16 protein-coding genes and 1 riboswitch are annotated in these 18,356 nt (G+C 43.7%); of the genes, 7 read left to right on the top strand and 9 right to left on the bottom strand.

Annotated features, from left to right (window positions below; genetic code table 11):
- Window positions 1-13: 13 nt before the first annotated feature.
- A riboswitch (FMN riboswitch) is annotated at window positions 14-190 on the bottom strand.
- A 136-nt stretch (window positions 191-326) separates the two neighbouring features.
- Window positions 327-614 (top strand): ubiquinone biosynthesis accessory factor UbiK, encoded by a 288-nt coding sequence (gene ubiK, locus EAE93_RS18350; protein ID WP_040148857.1) that lies wholly within the window; start codon window positions 327-329, stop codon window positions 612-614.
- Between the two features lie 68 nt (window positions 615-682).
- Here ubiK and EAE93_RS18345 read toward each other — a convergent pair whose 3' ends face one another.
- From EAE93_RS18345 to EAE93_RS18320, 6 genes are all read right to left on the bottom strand, one after another.
- Window positions 683-1,345, bottom strand: coding sequence for a DUF799 domain-containing protein (locus EAE93_RS18345; RefSeq protein WP_036808664.1), 663 nt, complete (start codon window positions 1,343-1,345; stop codon window positions 683-685).
- A complete protein-coding gene (locus EAE93_RS18340) occupies window positions 1,342-1,701 on the bottom strand; it encodes a DUF4810 domain-containing protein (protein ID WP_214040266.1) in 360 nt (119 codons plus the stop codon). Before EAE93_RS18340 ends, EAE93_RS18345 begins: the two co-directional genes overlap by 4 nt.
- Window positions 1,702-1,722: 21 nt before the next feature.
- Window positions 1,723-2,394: a CsgG/HfaB family protein gene (locus EAE93_RS18335; protein ID WP_036778318.1), complete on the bottom strand. Its 672-nt coding sequence runs from the start codon at window positions 2,392-2,394 to the stop codon at window positions 1,723-1,725.
- Between the two features lie 473 nt (window positions 2,395-2,867).
- A complete protein-coding gene (gene hldE, locus EAE93_RS18330) occupies window positions 2,868-4,292 on the bottom strand; it encodes a bifunctional D-glycero-beta-D-manno-heptose-7-phosphate kinase/D-glycero-beta-D-manno-heptose 1-phosphate adenylyltransferase HldE (RefSeq protein WP_214040265.1) in 1,425 nt (474 codons plus the stop codon).
- A 75-nt stretch (window positions 4,293-4,367) separates the two neighbouring features.
- Window positions 4,368-7,211 carry a bifunctional [glutamate--ammonia ligase]-adenylyl-L-tyrosine phosphorylase/[glutamate--ammonia-ligase] adenylyltransferase gene (gene glnE, locus EAE93_RS18325; RefSeq protein ID WP_214040264.1) on the bottom strand — a complete coding sequence of 948 codons (2,844 nt, stop codon included), beginning with the start codon at window positions 7,209-7,211 and terminating at the stop codon, window positions 4,368-4,370.
- Between the two features lie 15 nt (window positions 7,212-7,226).
- Complete coding sequence (locus tag EAE93_RS18320) at window positions 7,227-8,165, bottom strand: CYTH domain-containing protein (protein ID WP_214040263.1); 939 nt, start codon at window positions 8,163-8,165, stop codon at window positions 7,227-7,229.
- A gap of 262 nt (window positions 8,166-8,427) precedes the next feature.
- Here EAE93_RS18320 and EAE93_RS18315 point away from each other — a divergent pair, with 262 nt between their 5' ends.
- A complete protein-coding gene (locus EAE93_RS18315; protein WP_040148853.1) occupies window positions 8,428-9,048 on the top strand; it encodes a TIGR04211 family SH3 domain-containing protein in 621 nt (206 codons plus the stop codon).
- 18 nt (window positions 9,049-9,066) lie between these two features.
- Window positions 9,067-10,332 carry a multifunctional CCA addition/repair protein gene (locus EAE93_RS18310; protein ID WP_214040262.1) on the top strand — a complete coding sequence of 422 codons (1,266 nt, stop codon included), beginning with the start codon at window positions 9,067-9,069 and terminating at the stop codon, window positions 10,330-10,332.
- A gap of 59 nt (window positions 10,333-10,391) precedes the next feature.
- Here the strand turns inward: EAE93_RS18310 and bacA are convergent, their stop codons facing one another.
- Window positions 10,392-11,210, bottom strand: coding sequence for an undecaprenyl-diphosphate phosphatase (gene bacA / locus EAE93_RS18305; protein ID WP_036778308.1), 819 nt, complete (start codon window positions 11,208-11,210; stop codon window positions 10,392-10,394).
- A 176-nt stretch (window positions 11,211-11,386) separates the two neighbouring features.
- Window positions 11,387-11,737, bottom strand: coding sequence for a bifunctional dihydroneopterin aldolase/7,8-dihydroneopterin epimerase (gene folB / locus EAE93_RS18300; protein WP_046396996.1), 351 nt, complete (start codon window positions 11,735-11,737; stop codon window positions 11,387-11,389).
- Window positions 11,738-11,843: 106 nt separating this feature from the next.
- Between folB and plsY the strand changes: the two genes are divergently transcribed.
- A complete protein-coding gene (gene plsY, locus EAE93_RS18295) occupies window positions 11,844-12,491 on the top strand; it encodes a glycerol-3-phosphate 1-O-acyltransferase PlsY (protein WP_040148850.1) in 648 nt (215 codons plus the stop codon).
- Between the two features lie 80 nt (window positions 12,492-12,571).
- On the opposite strand, the gene tsaD is transcribed toward plsY, so the two are convergent.
- On the bottom strand, window positions 12,572-13,585 hold the full coding sequence (gene tsaD, locus EAE93_RS18290; protein WP_105399025.1) for a tRNA (adenosine(37)-N6)-threonylcarbamoyltransferase complex transferase subunit TsaD: 1,014 nt from the start codon (window positions 13,583-13,585) through the stop codon (window positions 12,572-12,574).
- Window positions 13,586-13,879: 294 nt separating this feature from the next.
- On the opposite strand from tsaD, the gene rpsU reads away from it, so the two are divergent.
- From rpsU to rpoD, 3 genes are all read left to right on the top strand, one after another.
- Window positions 13,880-14,095: a 30S ribosomal protein S21 gene (gene rpsU / locus EAE93_RS18285; RefSeq protein ID WP_001144069.1), complete on the top strand. Its 216-nt coding sequence runs from the start codon at window positions 13,880-13,882 to the stop codon at window positions 14,093-14,095.
- Window positions 14,096-14,215: 120 nt separating this feature from the next.
- Window positions 14,216-15,961, top strand: a complete 1,746-nt coding sequence (gene dnaG / locus EAE93_RS18280; RefSeq protein WP_214040261.1) for a DNA primase — start codon at window positions 14,216-14,218, stop codon at window positions 15,959-15,961.
- Between the two features lie 170 nt (window positions 15,962-16,131).
- Window positions 16,132-17,982, top strand: a complete 1,851-nt coding sequence (rpoD, locus tag EAE93_RS18275) for an RNA polymerase sigma factor RpoD (protein ID WP_036778300.1) — start codon at window positions 16,132-16,134, stop codon at window positions 17,980-17,982.
- Window positions 17,983-18,356: the final 374 nt, after the last annotated feature.

The raw sequence follows: 18,356 nt of genomic DNA, 5'->3' as shown, positions 1-18,356 counted from the left end.
GCCCGACAGATGCCGTTATTCTCTCCCATCCGGACTATCACCGTCGGCTCCAGAGTTACACTGGATCTGCTGACCTCCGCTTTATCATAAAGATAACTACAAACGGAGCGCTCGCGGGCTTCACTATACCATCCATAAGATAGCCTAATGTTACCGCCGGTGGGGACTTTCACCCCGCCCTGAGATAAGCTAGTGAACTATAACGCTAATATTTGCCGACGGCAATCAACAAAATCAAATGTGAAACCTGGCTCACAATGGCTTGTGGTTTTACTATCTGGTATTACACTATCCAGAAATTATTTATGTCATAAAAAGGATGCATCATGCTCGATCCCAAAAAAATTGAACAAATTGCCCGCCAGATCCAGGATTCTTTACCAAAGGGGGTTAAAGAGTTTGGTGGTGATGTAGAGAAAAAATTACGGATGATTTTGCAATCCCAACTTGGCAAGCTTGATTTAGTGAATCGTGAAGAATTTGATATTCAAACTCAGGTTCTGTTACGTACCCGTGAAAAATTGACCGCAATGGAACAGCGTTTAAGTGAATTGGAAGCGAAGTTTGAAAATAAAAATACTCCATCTGCTGATAACATGGCAAAAGAAGAATAATTATTACTATACATAAAAACAACCGTGATAATGAGCAGAATGTGATATCTGCTCATTATTATTAGAGATTAATGCTGCTGGTTTTCCTTACCGTAATGCTCAGAACGTGGACCATACAGCAAACTGTGACTACCACCAGCTGTCAGTAAGCGGTTACTTGTAATGCCAGCGATTTCATGACCTCTATCCATAATGGTATCAGCGATTTGTGAAACTACGGCAGACACCAACATGCCAATAAGACTATTCGAACTGTTTTGATTTTCAGTTGATGAAGCCATTGCTCGACCATGCCACAGTTGCTTGCCACTACGCAAATCCACCAACTTCGCGGAAGCCGTTACACGAGTATCGCTGTTGATAATCTGATATTGCGTACCATATTCCTCAATATCCAAATAGAGCGCAGAATCGGCACCGAAAATATCATGCAATTTTTTGTAACTGATATTCTGAACATCCTGTGCGGCTGTCACACCATTTTGCTGAAATGTTTCTTCCACAACAGCAACCGGAAAGACATAATAACCAGATTCCGCCAATGGATATGTCACATGAGAAATTAGGCTGTGCCCTGCTTTTACTTCCACAGATTTGTTCACCGCCGGCAGAACCAGAATAGATTTTGGTTTGCTTTCTTTAAATGCAGTGTAATCATAAGGAACAGATTTACTACATCCTGTCAGCACAAATGCCGCCAGTAGACTTAACGTGACGAGAATACGGTTCATTGCATAGTTCCTTTATTTTTACTTAATAAAAAGTCCATAAATGGCGCTGACTCAGGAAACAATTTTTTCTCTATTTCAAACTGATGGAACGCTTCTGAAACACGACCTGTTTTACTATAAAGCAGACCAATCTGTGCATGCAGACCAGGCGGTACAGGTTTATCCTTCGCTTTAGCCTTTTCAATGACTTGCTGCAAAGCCTGTAGCTGCTCTTCAAATCCCATCTTATCCTGCTGATAATACTGATAAATTGTAGGTTGGTATTTATCCCACTCATAAATTGTTTTTGGCTGCGTGGCACAACCCGCTAAAGCCATAGCCGCCAGCAATAAGCCCACTTTTTTCATTAATATCATGAACATATATCCCTATATTTATTAATTAGATGGCTTCCATGCACCGGTTTCAATGCTTTCAACCAGACGGTTTACCGCTTCACGAATAGCCAGATCCAATACTTTACCATTCAGCGTGGAATCATAGCTGGCAGTGCCACCGAAACCGATAATTTCACGGTTGGATAATTTATATTCTCCTGCTCCCGCTACAGAAAAAACTACTTCGGAAGTCTCTACATTCACGACATTCAGCGTGACTTTAGAATAAGCCACCTGTGATTTACCGCGCCCTAACAACCCCCATAACTGATGATCACCCACTTCTTTGCGGCCAAATTCAGTCACATCACCAGTAATAATGTAGTTGGCACCTTTTAACTTCTGCGATTTACCTTGTAAACCCGCTTCCGCTTTCAGTTCCGCCATATTGGTACGCTCCAGCACCGTAAAGCGTCCAGTCTGCTGTAAATGTGAGATTAAAATCGTTTTAGATTGATTACCGAGGCGATCAACGCCATCAGAGAAAATCCCATTTTGATAACTGGAACGGTTTTCAAACTTACCGATCGCAATTGGGCTACGAACCCCTTGATATACGGTATTGTAAGAATTAACTTTTTGTACTTGAACGGTATTAGAAGATTCAGTCGCACACCCTGCTAATATTGCCGAAGCTAAACAAATTGAAGATAAAATCAACTTACCTTGCATAAAAACTTATTCCTGCGTAAAAAATTTATCCGTTTATCTACTAACTTTAAAATGTAAAGGTTATAGATAACATATTTCATTAAAAAATCATTTACATCAGAAATCATTATGAATAAGACAGCGTTATGTGACCAGTATTTTATGCCACAAAGATAAAAAACTATCTGTTACATCACACTTTTTCAGATTAATTTCCCACCCCTCTAGAGAATAAAATTACATTAACTTAAATTGTAATTATGATATTTTAACAATGTTTATATCGTTAATTAAATTACTCGTACCTGATATTACAAATATCCATTTATTTATGGTTAAATATCATTCAACAAACACAAATTAAATAAAAAATAACCGGGAAGATTTCATCTCTTACCCGGCTTTCATTCAAATAATGTGATCAAATAAATAATCTACAGCACTCAATACAGTAATATCTTCTAGCTGTTTTCAATGACAAGCTAAAGCATTATTTACTGATCTTTAATCGCCTTGATGATATTAGTTGTTGAAATACCATCTTCAAAGTTCAGCACTTTGACTTCTCCGCCCGCAGCCCAAACTTCTTTACTGCCAGCAATTTCTTCCGGTTTATAATCTCCCCCTTTTACCAATACATCCGGCAAAACATTCGCAATCAATCGCTGTGGCGTATCCTCTTCAAATGGCACAACCCAATCCACGGCACCCAGAGCAGATAACACAATCATTCGTTGCTCTAGTGGATTAACAGGACGGCTTTCACCTTTCAGCCGTTTAGTCGATGCATCACTGTTAACAGCAACAATTAACCGATCACCCAGTTTACGGGCATTCTCCAGATAAGAGACATGACCTGCATGCAAAATATCAAAGCATCCATTAGTCATCACAATCTTTTCACCGCGTTGGCGAGCATCAGCGACAGCCTGTTTAAGCTGAACTTCGGTCATCACACCAAAACCCGTTTCAGCACGGCCACGGATAGCATTCTCCAGTTCAATCGGCGAAACAGTCGATGTACCCAGTTTGCCAACAACAACACCCGCAGCAGCATTCGCCAGGAAACAGGCTTCATTCAGTGGCTTTCCAGCCGCAATCGCCGTTGCCAACACACCAATAACCGTATCACCGGCACCAGTGACATCAAACACTTCTTGCGCCTGCGTAGGCAAATGTAATGGCGGTTGATCAACACTCAATAAACTCATCCCCTGTTCAGAACGAGTAATCAGTAATGCCTGGAGATCCAAATCCCGAACCAATTGAGTTCCCTTCTCAACTAATTCATTGTCATCTTTGCAGTGGCCCACGACCGCTTCAAATTCAGACAGATTTGGCGTTAGCAATGTTGCGCCACGATAACGCTCAAAATCATTACCTTTCGGATCGATCAACACCGGGACTTTGGCCGCGTTTGCCAGTTTAATCATGTCCTGAACCTGACTCAGCGCACCTTTGGCGTAGTCAGACAGAACCAATGCCCCAATATGGGGTAACGCCTGTTCAATGCGCTCAAACATCGGCTGCGCATCGACGTTATCGAAACCTTCTTCAAAATCTAAGCGAATTAACTGCTGGTTACGGGAAAGTACCCTCAGTTTGGTAATTGTCGGATGGGTTGGAACAGAAACAAAATCACAGCGCACCTTAACGCTACTCAGTTTCTCACTCAGCGCATGTGCTGCGTCATCAATCCCAGTCAAACCGATTAAATGCGAATTTGCTCCAAGAGCCGCAATATTCATAGCAACGTTAGCTGCGCCTCCCGGACGCTCCTCAATGGTATTGACTTTTACAACCGGCACCGGCGCTTCCGGTGAAATCCGGCTGGTCGGCCCATACCAGTAGCGATCTAACATAACATCACCGACGACTAAAACTCCTGCACAGTGAAAATCCGGGAGTGTCATTTTCATCCCTTGCTCCAAATATTAGATATTAAATTGGTGCCAAATATTATCATACGACCATAAAATCCCTACACCAAACCGTTATTGTTCACCTAACCACTGTTGCCAACTACGACGTACCCGCTCTTGTTGCTCACTGAAACAATGGGTTGATACTCGACTGGAAAGCGTCTGTAACGCCAAATGATGTAGTTCATCACGCATAGAAACGTAAGCCTGTGTTAATGCGGCTGCCTCATCTTCATCCATAATTTCATAAGCCGCCATTAATTGGAAAATCCGTACATTATCCGACCAACGCACCAAACGCTCATTTTCAGCAGCATAACGAAGCACCAAATATTGAGCGATAAATTCGATATCGGTGATCCCCCCCGGATCAGCTTTAATATCAAATTGATCTGAATGGTGACTGCCTAAATGTTTATGCATCTTTTCCCGCATTTCCCTTACCTGCTGACGCAACAAAGCGGGTTCTCGTCGCGCACATAACGTCTGATGACGTATCCGCTCAAAATCCCGGTGCAAGTTTTCATCACCAAATACCATACGGGCACGTACCAACGCCTGATGTTCCCAAGTCCACGCTTGATTCTGCTGATAATCTGCAAATGCGCCGATGGTACTGACTAACATGCCTGATTCCCCGGAAGGACGCAGGCGGACATCCACGTCATACAACACGCCAGAGGAGGTTCGAGCGCTGAACAAGTGCATAATTCGTTGGGCCAGACGCAAATAAAATTGCCGGGCATCAATCGCTCGATCGCCATCGGTCATCACATCCACCGGGCAATCAAGCAGGAAAACTAAATCAAGATCAGAACCGTAACCCAACTCCCAACCACCCAATTTGCCATAACCAATCACAGCAAATCCCAGACCTTGCCGCTGACTCAAATGTGATGGAACACCATAACGTTTTGCCATTTGTCCCCACGCCTGTTGAACGACTGCTTCAATAATCGCTTCTGCCAAATAAGTGAGATGATCACTGACTTTCATCACCGGCAACACGCCAGTGATATCCTCCGCCGCAATCCTCAGTAATTGCGCCTGCTTAAACTGGCGGAGCGCTTCTAGTTGTTGCTCTTCATCATCTTCTGGTATCCGCAATAAATATTGCCGCAACTCATCTTTATAAGCATTCAGCGACAAAGGTTCATACAGAAATTGTGGATCAAGCAGCTCGTCCAGCAACAATGGATGGCAGGCAAGCTGAGTCGCAATCATCGGTGAAGCAGCACACAACCGGATAACATGTGTTAATACAGCTTCCGATTCAAGTATCAGTTCCAGGTAAGTTGTACGGCTGACAATACTTAATAACAACGGAATAACCCGCTCTAGCACGATATTGGCATCTTGTCGCAAACAAACTTTTGCCAACAAACGTGGCATCAGATGGTCAAGCACATCACGCCCACGCGGGCCAATGGTTCTTTTGCCCACATCATGACGGAACACAGAAATGATATGCAATATCTGTTGTGCAATCGCTTCATCCAAGTGCGGAGCTAGTATGATCAACTCTTCTTTTTCGAGATTTTCCAGCCACAGACTTTTAAATGGCACATGACAAGGTTCCTCTTCACAATTATCACTGTCATCGCCAATTAATTGCGTAAAAATGGCCCGAACAGCCCCCATCTGACTGTTCAATTCAATTGTCAGAGCTTCCCAATTTTCAAATCCCATGCCCCACGTCAGTCGTGCACAATTCAATTCATCTTCTGGCAGAGTCTGGGTTTGTTGATCGTTAATTGACTGTAAAAGATTTTCTAGCCGCCGCAAAAAGAGGTAACCGTCAGTAAGTTGCTTCACCTGTAATGGTTGCAAAAACGCTAACTGCGCTATTATTTGCAGAGTTGGTAACAACGCCTGAGATTGCAAACACAGTTCACGTCCACCACGAATAAGCTGGAACACCTGGGCGATAAATTCAATTTCACGAATACCACCAGCGCCTAGTTTGATATTGTCTTTCAAACCACGGCGACGCACTTCCCGTTCAATCATACCTTTCATATTTCTCAGGGATTGAATCACACTGAAATCAATGTAACGGCGAAAGACAAACGGTCTCAGCATCCGGCGTAGCTCTTCACCATACTCTTGGTTGCCAGAACCCATAATCCGCGCTTTCACCATCGCATAACGTTCCCAATCACGCCCTTGCTCTTGATAGTAATCTTCCAATGCAACAAAACTGAACACCAATGGGCCACTATCACCGAATGGACGCAAACGCATATCCACCCGATACACAAAACCATCCACAGTTTGCTGATCGAGCACTTTGATAAGACGCTGCCCCAAACGGGTAAAAAACTGAGCGTTATCCATTTCACGACGGCCGCCTTGGGTAAGACCGTTTTCAGGATAGACAAAAATCAAATCAATATCAGAAGAGAAGTTCAGCTCGCCACCGCCGAGTTTTCCCATACCGAGAATTAACAGTGGTTGCGGCTCGCCCCGCTCATTACAAGGGGTTCCCCAATCCTGACAACAACGCTGATATAACCAGTCACGGGCCGCAATAATCAACGTTTCAGCCAACATACTGAGTTGTTGCAGCGTCTCCTGAGTCGTAATGTTATACAGTGCCTGTGACCAGGCTATTCTCACCAGCATCTTGTTACGAAACTGACGTAAAACCCGCATAAGGGTATTTTCATCCTCTACTGATGCGAGTAACTGTTGCAGCCATTCAGCATATTGATGCCACTCCTGCGCTCCAGGTGGATGTTGGCGGATCTCAGCTAACCATTCAGGATGAGCTTGCAGATTCTCAACAACAAAATCACTCAGTGACAATACCGCCAGCTCATGAACAGAAAAAGGCTCAACACTTAACGTTAATTGTTGAAAATGTTCCGTCACACGCTGTAACTGAGCCAGAAGCGGGGTTGAAAGTGGCAACATAAAGAATTCCTTTATTTAAGCGGAGAGATTTATTAACCACATAGTCAGTGCCAACTTACATTGCAAATAGAACGAGCTATAACATAGCGTTTCAGCTTCTGTTTCCGTATCCAATAATTTCTGGTTGATAGCAACTAATTGGTTATTCAACTGTTTCGGCTCACTAGAATATTTGATCATTTGCTGAATCAAAGTCAGTACTTGCTTTAAACCATCCCGACCATCCGATAAACCAGCCAACCAACGTTCCTCTTGTTCCTGCCAATGGGCTAATATTGATGTAAGTACCGAAGATAATGACTGCTGCATATCAATTTCTACCTGAGTTGAAAGCAAGACTGCCTTTGGTTTTCCCTGAGCTAACTGATAACCACGAGCTGCTTTACTTTTATTTCCTTGCCGCAAGCCGTTTGATTTTGCCAACTCAACCGCCAATGTTAATACATCGGCTATAGTTCCTTGCTTTAACTCCAGTTCAAACTCACACATTGGCTCCTTACGGTCTGCTGCAATAATTTCCCCCTGATCGAGCACCACTTCAATCTCACTTTGTCCATAAGTCACCACCCACTTCTCCCGCATAAAGTCAGTACTGAATAACGCATTCAAGCGGGATTGCAACGCTTCCACATCACAGTTGTCAGGCCAGATGTGCCGTGGAAACAGAGTCAATGCCAGTTCCGGCTTTACCAATGGCACATTATATTCCGGTCGCTGATGCAACCCGCCAACCACCTTACCGGCTGTTTTGATCGTCATCTCATACTGGTCATCAAAACCACGTATCCGCAACCCCATATCAAGACTGCGCAGTTGGTTATCCGACGTTTCAAAATAGATATTGGTTAACTTTTGGGGAGAAAAATAGTCATGAGGAAATAACAGTAACTGCTGACGAATTGCGGGAATAGCTTGTGGTTTGGCGATAAGTTTTAATTCAATTTCTACACTCATATCTGCACCATTGATGACAATCTTTGCCCTTCATCTTACCTTGATTTCGCTTTTTTCCACGATGAGTAAGAAGAAAATTAAAATTTCTCTCTCCTGCAAGTTATGATAGTAATTAACAGGAAATGTTTCGTTCAACAGACAACAAGCCCTGTATTCAATCGATTAGAAAAGTGTCATTTTGGTTTACCGATTGCTCTAGCAAACTTAACTCTTTACTATCAAATTCTAAACTCACCATAGATAAAGAACAGTTGAAATCACAATGCGAAAATTACCTTTACTTCTTACGGCGCTATTGAGCCTAAGCTTTTCGCTGACTACCCACGCGGAAGAAAAGCGCTATGTATCTGATGAGTTATCTACCTACACACACGCCGGGCCGGGTAACCAATACCGTATAGCCGGTACACTAAATGCCGGTGACGCAGTCACGTTGATAAGCATCAATCGGGAGAGTAATTACGCTCAAGTTAAAGATGATAAAGGCCGTCTTGTCTGGCTACCAGTTAACCAGCTTAGTCATAAACCCAGCCTGCGTACCCGCCTGCCGGAGTTAGAACAGGAAGTGAAAACATTGACGGATAAGTTAGCCAATATAGACAATAACTGGAATCAACGCACTGCCGATATGCAACTGAAGGTTGCCAATAGCAGTAACATTCTTGCAGAGTTGAAAAAAGAGAATGAGAAGTTGAAAAACAAACTGACGGTAGCAGAAAAAAAGCTCGATGCCGCAAATCTGCAACTTGATGACAAACAACGCAATATCATTCTGCAATGGTTTATGTACGGCGGTGGTGTTGCAGGCGCTGGTTTAATCTTTGGGTTATTACTGCCACATATGCTCCCACGCCGTAAGCGTAATGACCGTTGGATGAGTTGATTTTAAGGAGCATATTAGGTGAGAGTCTATCTGGTTGGCGGCGCAGTACGTGATCGCCTGCTAAATTTTCCTGTAAATGAGCGGGATTGGGTTGTTGTGGGTGGAACGCCAGAAGAATTGCTATCCCAAGGATATCAGCAAGTTGGCAAAGATTTCCCGGTGTTCCTGCATCCCCAAACCCACGAAGAGTATGCGCTGGCACGCACTGAAAGAAAATCCGGCCAGGGATATACCGGTTTTACTTGTTATGCTGCGTCGGATGTCACACTGGAAGACGACTTGCAGCGCCGTGATCTGACAATTAATGCGATTGCTCAAACATCCACGGGTGAACTTGTCGATCCTTATCATGGTGTTGATGATTTAAACAATCGTATCTTACGCCATGTTTCTGATTCTTTCTTTGAAGATCCACTAAGGGTATTACGAGTGGCTCGTTTTGCCGCTCGTTTCACCCACTTAGGGTTTACCATCGCCCCAGAAACACAGGCGTTAATGTCAAATATGGCAATTAACGGCGAGCTATCAGCCCTCACACCAGAACGTGTCTGGAAAGAGACCGAAAAAGCCCTTGTTACCCATTCCCCTCAGGTCTTTTTTCAGGTTTTACGTGATTGTGGCGCATTGGCGGTGTTGTTTCCTGAAATCGATAATTTGTTTGGCGTTCCCGCACCAGAGAAGTGGCACCCTGAGATTGATACCGGTATTCATACGTTAATGGTGCTGAAAGTAGCGACTGAATTAACAGATGAAGTCGATAGCCGTTTTGCTGCTCTATGCCATGATCTTGGTAAAGGGCTGACTCCGCCAGAACGGTGGCCTCACCATTATGGACATGGGCCAGCAGGCGTTAAGTTAGTCGATCAATTATGCCAACGTCTGCGCATTCCTAATTCTGCCCGTGATTTGGCAAAATTAGCTGCTCAATATCATGATTTAGTACATACCGTTGCTCAATTGCGGCCAAAAACATTACTTAAATTGTTTGATGCCATTGATGCATGGCGTAAGCCTCAGCGAATAGAGCAATTGATTATCATCAGTGAAGCCGATGCACGAGGTCGTACCGGTTTTGAAGATACGCCATATCCGCAAGGCGATTATCTGCAACAGGCATTCAAAGTTGCCTGCCAAGTTCAAGTGAAAAACATTGTAGACAATGGGTTACGTGGCGCGGACATTGGTCATGAGCTACGACGTCAACGTCAGCACGCATTGGCAGAATGGAAACAACGAGACAATACTGTTCAAAACAATGCTGTTCAAGGTAATACTGTTACCTGAAACATCCCCTGATATCAAACATTAGGCAATCTTCGAATTGATATCAGGGGAACCATTCTCTACATAAATACCCAGTAAACAGCGGCTGCCACAATAAAGCGGTAGATAGCAAACGGGATAAAAGATATACGTTTAATCAATGCTAGAAACGTTTTAATGGCGACTAACGCAACAACAAATGCAGTAATAAAACCGACAGCAAACATTGGGATATCAGAAGCACTCAAAAAGTGTAGGCTCTTATATAAATCTAATCCACTTGCCCCCATCATCATTGGTACAGCCAGAATAAACGAGAATTCTGATGCAGTATAACGATTAACCCCCATCAGCATTCCACCAGAAATTGTCGCGCCTGAACGGGAAAATCCCGGCCACAACGCCAGACACTGGAAGCAACCAATCATAAAAGCCTGGCGATAAGTAATATCATCCAGTCCTTCTGCTCTCGGTGTTTTAGGTTTCAAGATTTCTGCTGTAATCAGCAACACACCACCAATAACCAAGGCGTACATCACGCTTTGTGGGTTAAACAGCGATTTGATGACATCATGGAACAGCAACCCAAGCGTCACCGCAGGTAACATTGCTAAAATAATATGACTCAGTTTCAGTTTGCCATTGGTTTTACCTTCGTGGGGAACGTCACCAAAGTGGATACCAATGAGTCCAAATAAGCGACGCCAAAACACTACTACCACAGCAAGGATAGATCCAAGCTGGATAATAACTTCAAATGTTTCAGCTTTATCGCCAGTAAATCCCAACATATGGCCAACGATAATCATATGGCCGGTAGAGGAAACAGGAAGAAATTCAGTTAGCCCTTCAACAACACCAAGAATAGCTGCATGAAACAAGGTAGAAAGGTCAGTCATATAGAGAAGTCGCCCATTAATAAATATCCGAAACAAGTAGCATGGAATAAACTCAACTACCATTATTCCCATTGTCATTAATCAATTGACATAATTATCAAGCCTGGCATTACTGCATGCCAGTCTATGTAAGAACAATGACAATAATATGGCAGCCGAATTCACTACTGATCAGATTATTTTTTTCTTTCAATAATAACACCAACTTGACGAGCCTGCGCAACAGCGCCCGGTTTACTGACTTTTATCCGTATCCACGGAGAATTAAAACGTTTTAACAGCAGATCCGCTATCTCTTCAGCCACTCTTTCAACCAGAGCAAAATTCTGATTTTCTACATGATTGATGATCGCTTCGCTAACTTTGGCATAATCCAAACAATATTCGACATCATCACTGGAAGATGCGCGTTTATTATCCCATCCCATTTCGATATCGAACACTAACTTCTGTTTAATGGTCTGTTCCCAGTCGTAAACACCAATTGTGGTAATAACGACTAACTCCTCAATAAATACGATATCCATCACGTCATTTTCCTGTTTTTCAATTTGTCGGATACCACTTCCGACTAAATATGCGTATTATCCATGACTAGACTAAGAAAACGACCATTATTATTGGGGAGACATTATGAGTGCTATCGCGCTTGGCATGATCATCTTCGCGTATCTTTGCGGTTCAATCTCCAGCGCAATACTTATTTGTCGTCTGGCTGGGTTGCCTGATCCTCGTCAACATGGCTCAGGCAACCCAGGCGCGACAAATGTACTGCGAATTGGCGGCCGCAGTACCGCGGCAATAGTACTAATGTGTGATGTTCTGAAAGGGATGATCCCCGTCTGGTTGGCTTATCAACTCTATGTTCCCCCTTTCTATTTAGGAATTACAGCAATCGCGGCTTGTCTCGGTCATATTTACCCGATCTTTTTCCAATTCAAAGGCGGTAAGGGTGTCGCAACCGCTTTTGGCGCTATCGCGGTAATCGGTTGGGATCTAACAGGTTTGATGATGGGTACCTGGTTGTTGACTATATTACTAAGCGGCTATTCCTCTTTAGGGGCAATTATTAGTGCCTTGATAGCACCGTTCTATGTCTGGTGGTTTAAACCTGAATTTACTTTCCCCGTCGCCATGCTCTGCTGTCTGGTGTTACTACGTCACCATGATAATATCCAGCGCCTGTGGCGCGGCCAAGAAAGTCGTATTTGGAACAAGTTCAAAAAGAAAAAAGAGATGACTGAAAAAGAAAAAAACCAAACAGAAAAAGAGCAAAGATAAAGACTATCAACAACAGAACCGGATAAAAACCAGCAACTCATTGAGTTACTGGTCTTTTATTTTCATTATATCAAGAAGATTTATAATGCGGGTAATTCCGACAGCGGCCAGCGGGCCTTGACTGTCACACCAAGTGAATCACTCACATCTCCTTTGAGGCGAATCATACCGGCAAGCGCAATCATGGCACCGTTATCTGTACAGAATTCAGGACGCGCATAAAATACTTCGCCACCCAATTTTGCCATGACCTCTTCCATCTTGGCGCGCAATGTACGATTGGCGCTGACACCACCAGCCATTACCAGTCGCTTGAATCCGGTTTGCTCAAGCGCTCTTTTACATTTAATCGCTAATGTATCAACTACCGCATCTTCAAAAGCACGGGCAATATCCGCTCTAGTCTGCTCATCATCGCTGTTGCTATGAATAGTATTAGCAGCAAAAGTTTTCAATCCCGAAAAACTGAAATCCAGCCCAGGACGATCTGTCATCGGACGAGGAAATACAAAACGCCCAGTTTCCCCTTTCTGAGCCATCCTGGAGAGTATCGGCCCCCCTGGATAATCCAATCCCAATAACTTAGCTGTTTTATCAAACGCTTCACCAGCGGCATCATCTATTGATTCACCAAGCAGCTCATACTTACCAATACCCGTTACACTAATGAGCTGTGTATGACCACCAGACACCAGCAAAGCCACAAACGGGAATTCAGGGCTGTTATCTTCCAGCATCGGGGCAAGTAAATGCCCTTCCATATGATGAACAGGAATCGCAGGAACATCCCAAGCAAACGCCAGAGAACGGCCAATCGTCGCCCCTACCAACAACGCGCCAACGAGACCAGGACCTGCCGTATAAGCCACCGCATCAATATCTTTACGGGTTAATCCTGCCTCTTTCAAAGCAGCTTGAATCAAAGGTACTGTTTTGCGGATATGGTCACGTGAAGCCAATTCAGGCACGACACCACCGTAATCAGCATGCAGTTTAATCTGACTGTATAATTGATTTGCCAATAAACCGGCTTTGTCGTCATAAATTGCGATTCCGGTTTCATCGCAAGACGTTTCTATACCTAAAACTCGCATTACACTACCTATATTCCACAGAAGAGGGCCAGTTTATCATTAATAAGATAATTTGCGCGGCTTACATGCTGACTATTTTTGCTGCTTAGTCTATAATCAGCCCTCTACGTAAAACTCCTGTGTGGTTATCGTCAATATTACGGAACTGATTTGCAGATCACCGTCGTAATGTTATTGTTTCAATTTGCGGCGGCGCTTTACAAAGCCGTGTTCATTGAAGTAAAATTCCGCACCATTTTAAGATGGCTGGCATCCCACGCCAGCAAGACCGATTTCTATTGAGGTGAGAGGCACATGCCGGTAATTAAAGTACGTGAAAACGAGCCATTCGACGTAGCATTGCGTCGCTTTAAGCGTTCCTGCGAAAAAGCAGGTGTATTAGCAGAAGTTCGCCGTCGTGAATTCTATGAAAAACCAACGACTGAACGTAAACGCGCTAAAGCTTCTGCTGTAAAACGTCACGCTAAAAAGCTGGCTCGTGAAAACGCACGCCGCACTCGTCTGTACTAATCCTTGCGGTTGATCCGCATAGTGATTGAATTTGCAGACAACAGTAGTTGCAGATAAAGGCCGTGCTTTCCGAAAGGGAGCGCGGCTTATTGTCGTTCATCAACAGGCGTAAAAGGGCTTATGGCTGGACGAATTCCGCGCGCATTTATCAATGATTTATTAGCTCGTACCGATATCATCGATCTGATCGATGTTCGTGTGCCACTTAAAAAACAGGGTAAAAATCACCACGCGTGCTGTCCATTTCATAACGAAAAGACACCCTCGTTTACTGTTAATGGCGATAAACAGTTTTATCATTGCTTTGGTTGCGGAGCTCACGGCAACGCCATCGATTTTCTGATGAATTACGATAGACTTGAGTTTGTCGAATCCATCGAAGAATTAGCTGCTATGCATGGTCTGGAAGTCCCTTATGAAGCAGGTTCCAGTAGCAGTCAGATAGAACGTCACCAAAGACAAAACCTTTATCAACTGATGGATAAGCTTAACAGCTTCTATCAAAATGTATTAAACACTCCCGCAGCACAACAAGCCCGGCAATATCTGGCTCAGCGTGGGCTTAGTGAAGAAATTATCCACCGTTTCTCGATTGGTTTCGCTCCCTCTGGTTGGGATAACACCTTGAAACGGTTTGCTCATAATGCAGAAGAGCATAAACAGTTAAACGACGCCGGAATGCTGGTCGCAAATGATAATGGCCGTACCTATGACCGCTTCCGCGAACGAATAATGTTTCCAATCCGTGACCGCAGAGGGCGCGTGATTGCATTTGGTGGGCGTGTTCTGGGAGATGCACTCCCAAAATACCTCAACTCACCAGAAACTGAAATTTTCCATAAAGGCCGTCAGCTATACGGTCTCTATGAAGCACAACAAAATCACAGTGATCTTTCACGGTTATTAGTGGTTGAAGGTTATATGGATGTGGTAGCACTGGCGCAGTTTGGTATTGATTATGCTGTTGCCTCACTAGGTACTTCCACTACATCGGAACATATTCAATTACTTTTTCGCGCTACTGATAACGTCATCTGCTGTTACGATGGCGACAGAGCCGGGCGTGATGCAGCATGGCGAGCATTGGAAACAGCGCTACCTTATCTGAATGATGGTAGGCAGTTACGTTTTATGTTTTTGCCTGATGGCGAAGATCCTGATTCACTAGTCCGTAAGGAAGGCCGGAAAGCATTTGAACAAAGAATGGAACAATCTCATACATTGTCTGAATTTCTGTTTGAATCATTACTGCCACAAGTTGACCTGAGTAGCCCTGAAGGGAAAACAAAACTCAGTTCACTTTCTGTACCATTGATTAACCAGATTCCTGGGGAAACTTTGCGTCTCTATATGAGACAAGAACTTGGCAATATGATAGGCATTCCTGATGCAGTACAGTTGGAACGTTTATTACCGCAGCGTCTGGAGAGTGGGAATAATTATCAGATGCCGCAGCTAAAACCGACAACTATGCGTATACTTATAGGACTGTTGGTACAAAACCCACACTTAGCCGCTTTAGTTCCCCCCCTACAGGGAATTATGCAGGCCAAAATCGCAGGCTTACCATTATTCATGGAGCTTGTAGAGGTTTGTCTTACTCAGCCAGGGCTGACAACTGGACAACTGCTAGAACAATATCGTGATAATAAATTTAGTAAACAACTTGAAAAATTAGCTACATGGAACGATATACAAGTAGAAGAAATAGCAGAAAATACATTTCGTGACGCATTGGATCATCTCGTTGATTCAGCGTTGGAAGAACGTTTAAACATTCTTATCGCCAGGGCAAGAACAGAAGGCCTGACACCGGAAGAGCGCGAAGAAGTTCGCTTGATTAATGAATCCCGTGCCAGAAAGTAAACACTGAATTCACGGCTTAAGTGCCGCATTTGGTAGGGAAATAACCCTACATTTTGCCGCTATAAGTGGGCAGCGGCAATATAACGAAAACGCCCTTAAAAGTTATTGTTGGCAGATTAGTTTCGCCGACCGACACCAACCCAAATACTCTGAAGTGTGGATACCGTCTTATGGAGCAAAACCCGCAGTCACAGCTAAAGCTACTTGTCACCCGTGGTAAGGAGCAAGGCTATCTGACCTATGCTGAGGTCAATGACCATCTGCCGGAAGATATCGTCGATTCCGATCAGATCGAAGATATCATCCAGATGATCAATGACATGGGCATTCAGGTAATGGAAGAAGCACCTGATGCCGATGATCTGATGCTAGCAGAAACCGCTAACGACACAGATGAAGACGCTGTGGAAGCTGCTGCGCAAGTCCTGTCTAGTGTTGAATCTGAAATCGGTCGCACCACCGACCCGGTACGTATGTACATGCGTGAAATGGGTACCGTTGAGCTATTGACCCGGGAAGGTGAAATTGACATTGCTAAACGCATTGAAGATGGCATCAATCAGGTACAGTGCTCCGTTGCTGAATACCCAGAAGCAATCACCTATTTACTGGAACAATATGACCGTGTGGAAGCAGATGAGGCTCGCCTGTCAGATCTCATTACCGGTTTCGTTGACCCAAACGCAGAAGAAGACCTTGCGCCCACTGCTACTCACGTTGGTTCTGAGCTCCCACAGGAAGAACTTGATGATGATGAAGACGACGATGATGAAGACAGTGATGACGATAGCGATGGTGATGATGACAACAGCATCGATCCAGAATTAGCGCGCCAGAAATTCCAAGAACTACGACAACAGTATGATATTACCCGTCAGGAAATTAAGGATAATGGTCGCAACCATCCAAATACTGCGGCCGAAATTTTAAAACTTTCAGAAGTTTTCAAACAGTTCCGTCTGGTGCCAAAACAGTTTGACTATCTGGTCAACAACATGCGTTCTATGATGGATCGCGTTCGTCTTCAAGAGCGCCAAATCATGAAAATGTGTGTTGAACAGTGCAAAATGCCGAAGAAGAACTTCATCACTTTGTTCTCCGGTAATGAAACCAGCGACATTTGGTTTACTGCTGCAAAAGCAATGAACAAACCGTGGTCTGAAAAACTACTTGAGGTGGAAGAAGAAGTACAGCGCAGCCTGCAAAAACTTCGTCAAATTGAGGAAGAAACTGGTTTAACCATTGAACAGGTAAAAGATATCAACCGTCGTATGTCCATCGGTGAAGCAAAAGCTCGCCGAGCGAAAAAAGAGATGGTTGAAGCCAACTTACGTTTGGTTATTTCAATTGCCAAAAAATACACCAACCGTGGCCTGCAATTCTTGGATCTAATTCAAGAAGGCAACATTGGCCTGATGAAAGCGGTTGATAAATTTGAATATCGTCGTGGTTATAAGTTCTCAACTTACGCCACATGGTGGATACGTCAGGCAATTACACGTTCAATTGCTGACCAAGCTCGTACCATTCGTATACCCGTTCATATGATTGAGACAATCAACAAACTCAATCGAATTTCCCGTCAAATGTTGCAGGAAATGGGACGTGAGCCAACGCCGGAAGAGCTGGCGGAACGAATGTTGATGCCGGAAGATAAGATCCGTAAGGTACTGAAAATTGCCAAAGAACCTATCTCAATGGAAACGCCAATTGGTGATGATGAAGATTCACATTTAGGTGATTTCATTGAAGATACAACACTGGAACTGCCACTGGATTCTGCAACCTCAGAAAGCCTGCGTTCAGCAACCCATGATGTTTTAGCGGGTCTGACCGCGCGTGAAGCAAAAGTACTGCGTATGCGTTTTGGTATTGATATGAATACTGACCATACATTGGAAGAAGTCGGCAAACAGTTCGACGTTACCCGTGAACGTATCCGCCAGATCGAAGCGAAAGCACTACGTAAACTGCGTCATCCAAGCCGTTCTGAAGTTCTGCGTAGCTTCCTTGATGAATAATTACAAATTTTATTCATTCTGACTAAAAAGCGTCTGCTTCGGTAGACGCTTTTGTCTTTTATATCGGAGACACTTTTTAAATCCTCTGACAATATGATATTTACGCAGAAATATCATCACAAGTTCTCTGATATAACTCAATTAACACTCTCTCCAATCGATAGATAAAAAAGTCGTTTTCCATTTGGTGATTAAAGAGGAATGAAAGGGACATAGTTATCATTAAAATAATCACGTATAGAATAGCTTTTTATCGGAATAATAATATGACCAGATGACGCAAAATCGCTTCTGAAAAATTAATCCAGTGACGGATAAAAACGTTAAATAGGCTATAAAAACAACTGACATATATCACTCCCCGTTTTCACTAC

The sequence above is a fragment of the Photorhabdus akhurstii genome (assembly GCF_018448925.1).
Taxonomy (GTDB): domain Bacteria; phylum Pseudomonadota; class Gammaproteobacteria; order Enterobacterales; family Enterobacteriaceae; genus Photorhabdus; species Photorhabdus akhurstii.
This window is presented reverse-complemented; position numbering and strand designations above follow the sequence as displayed.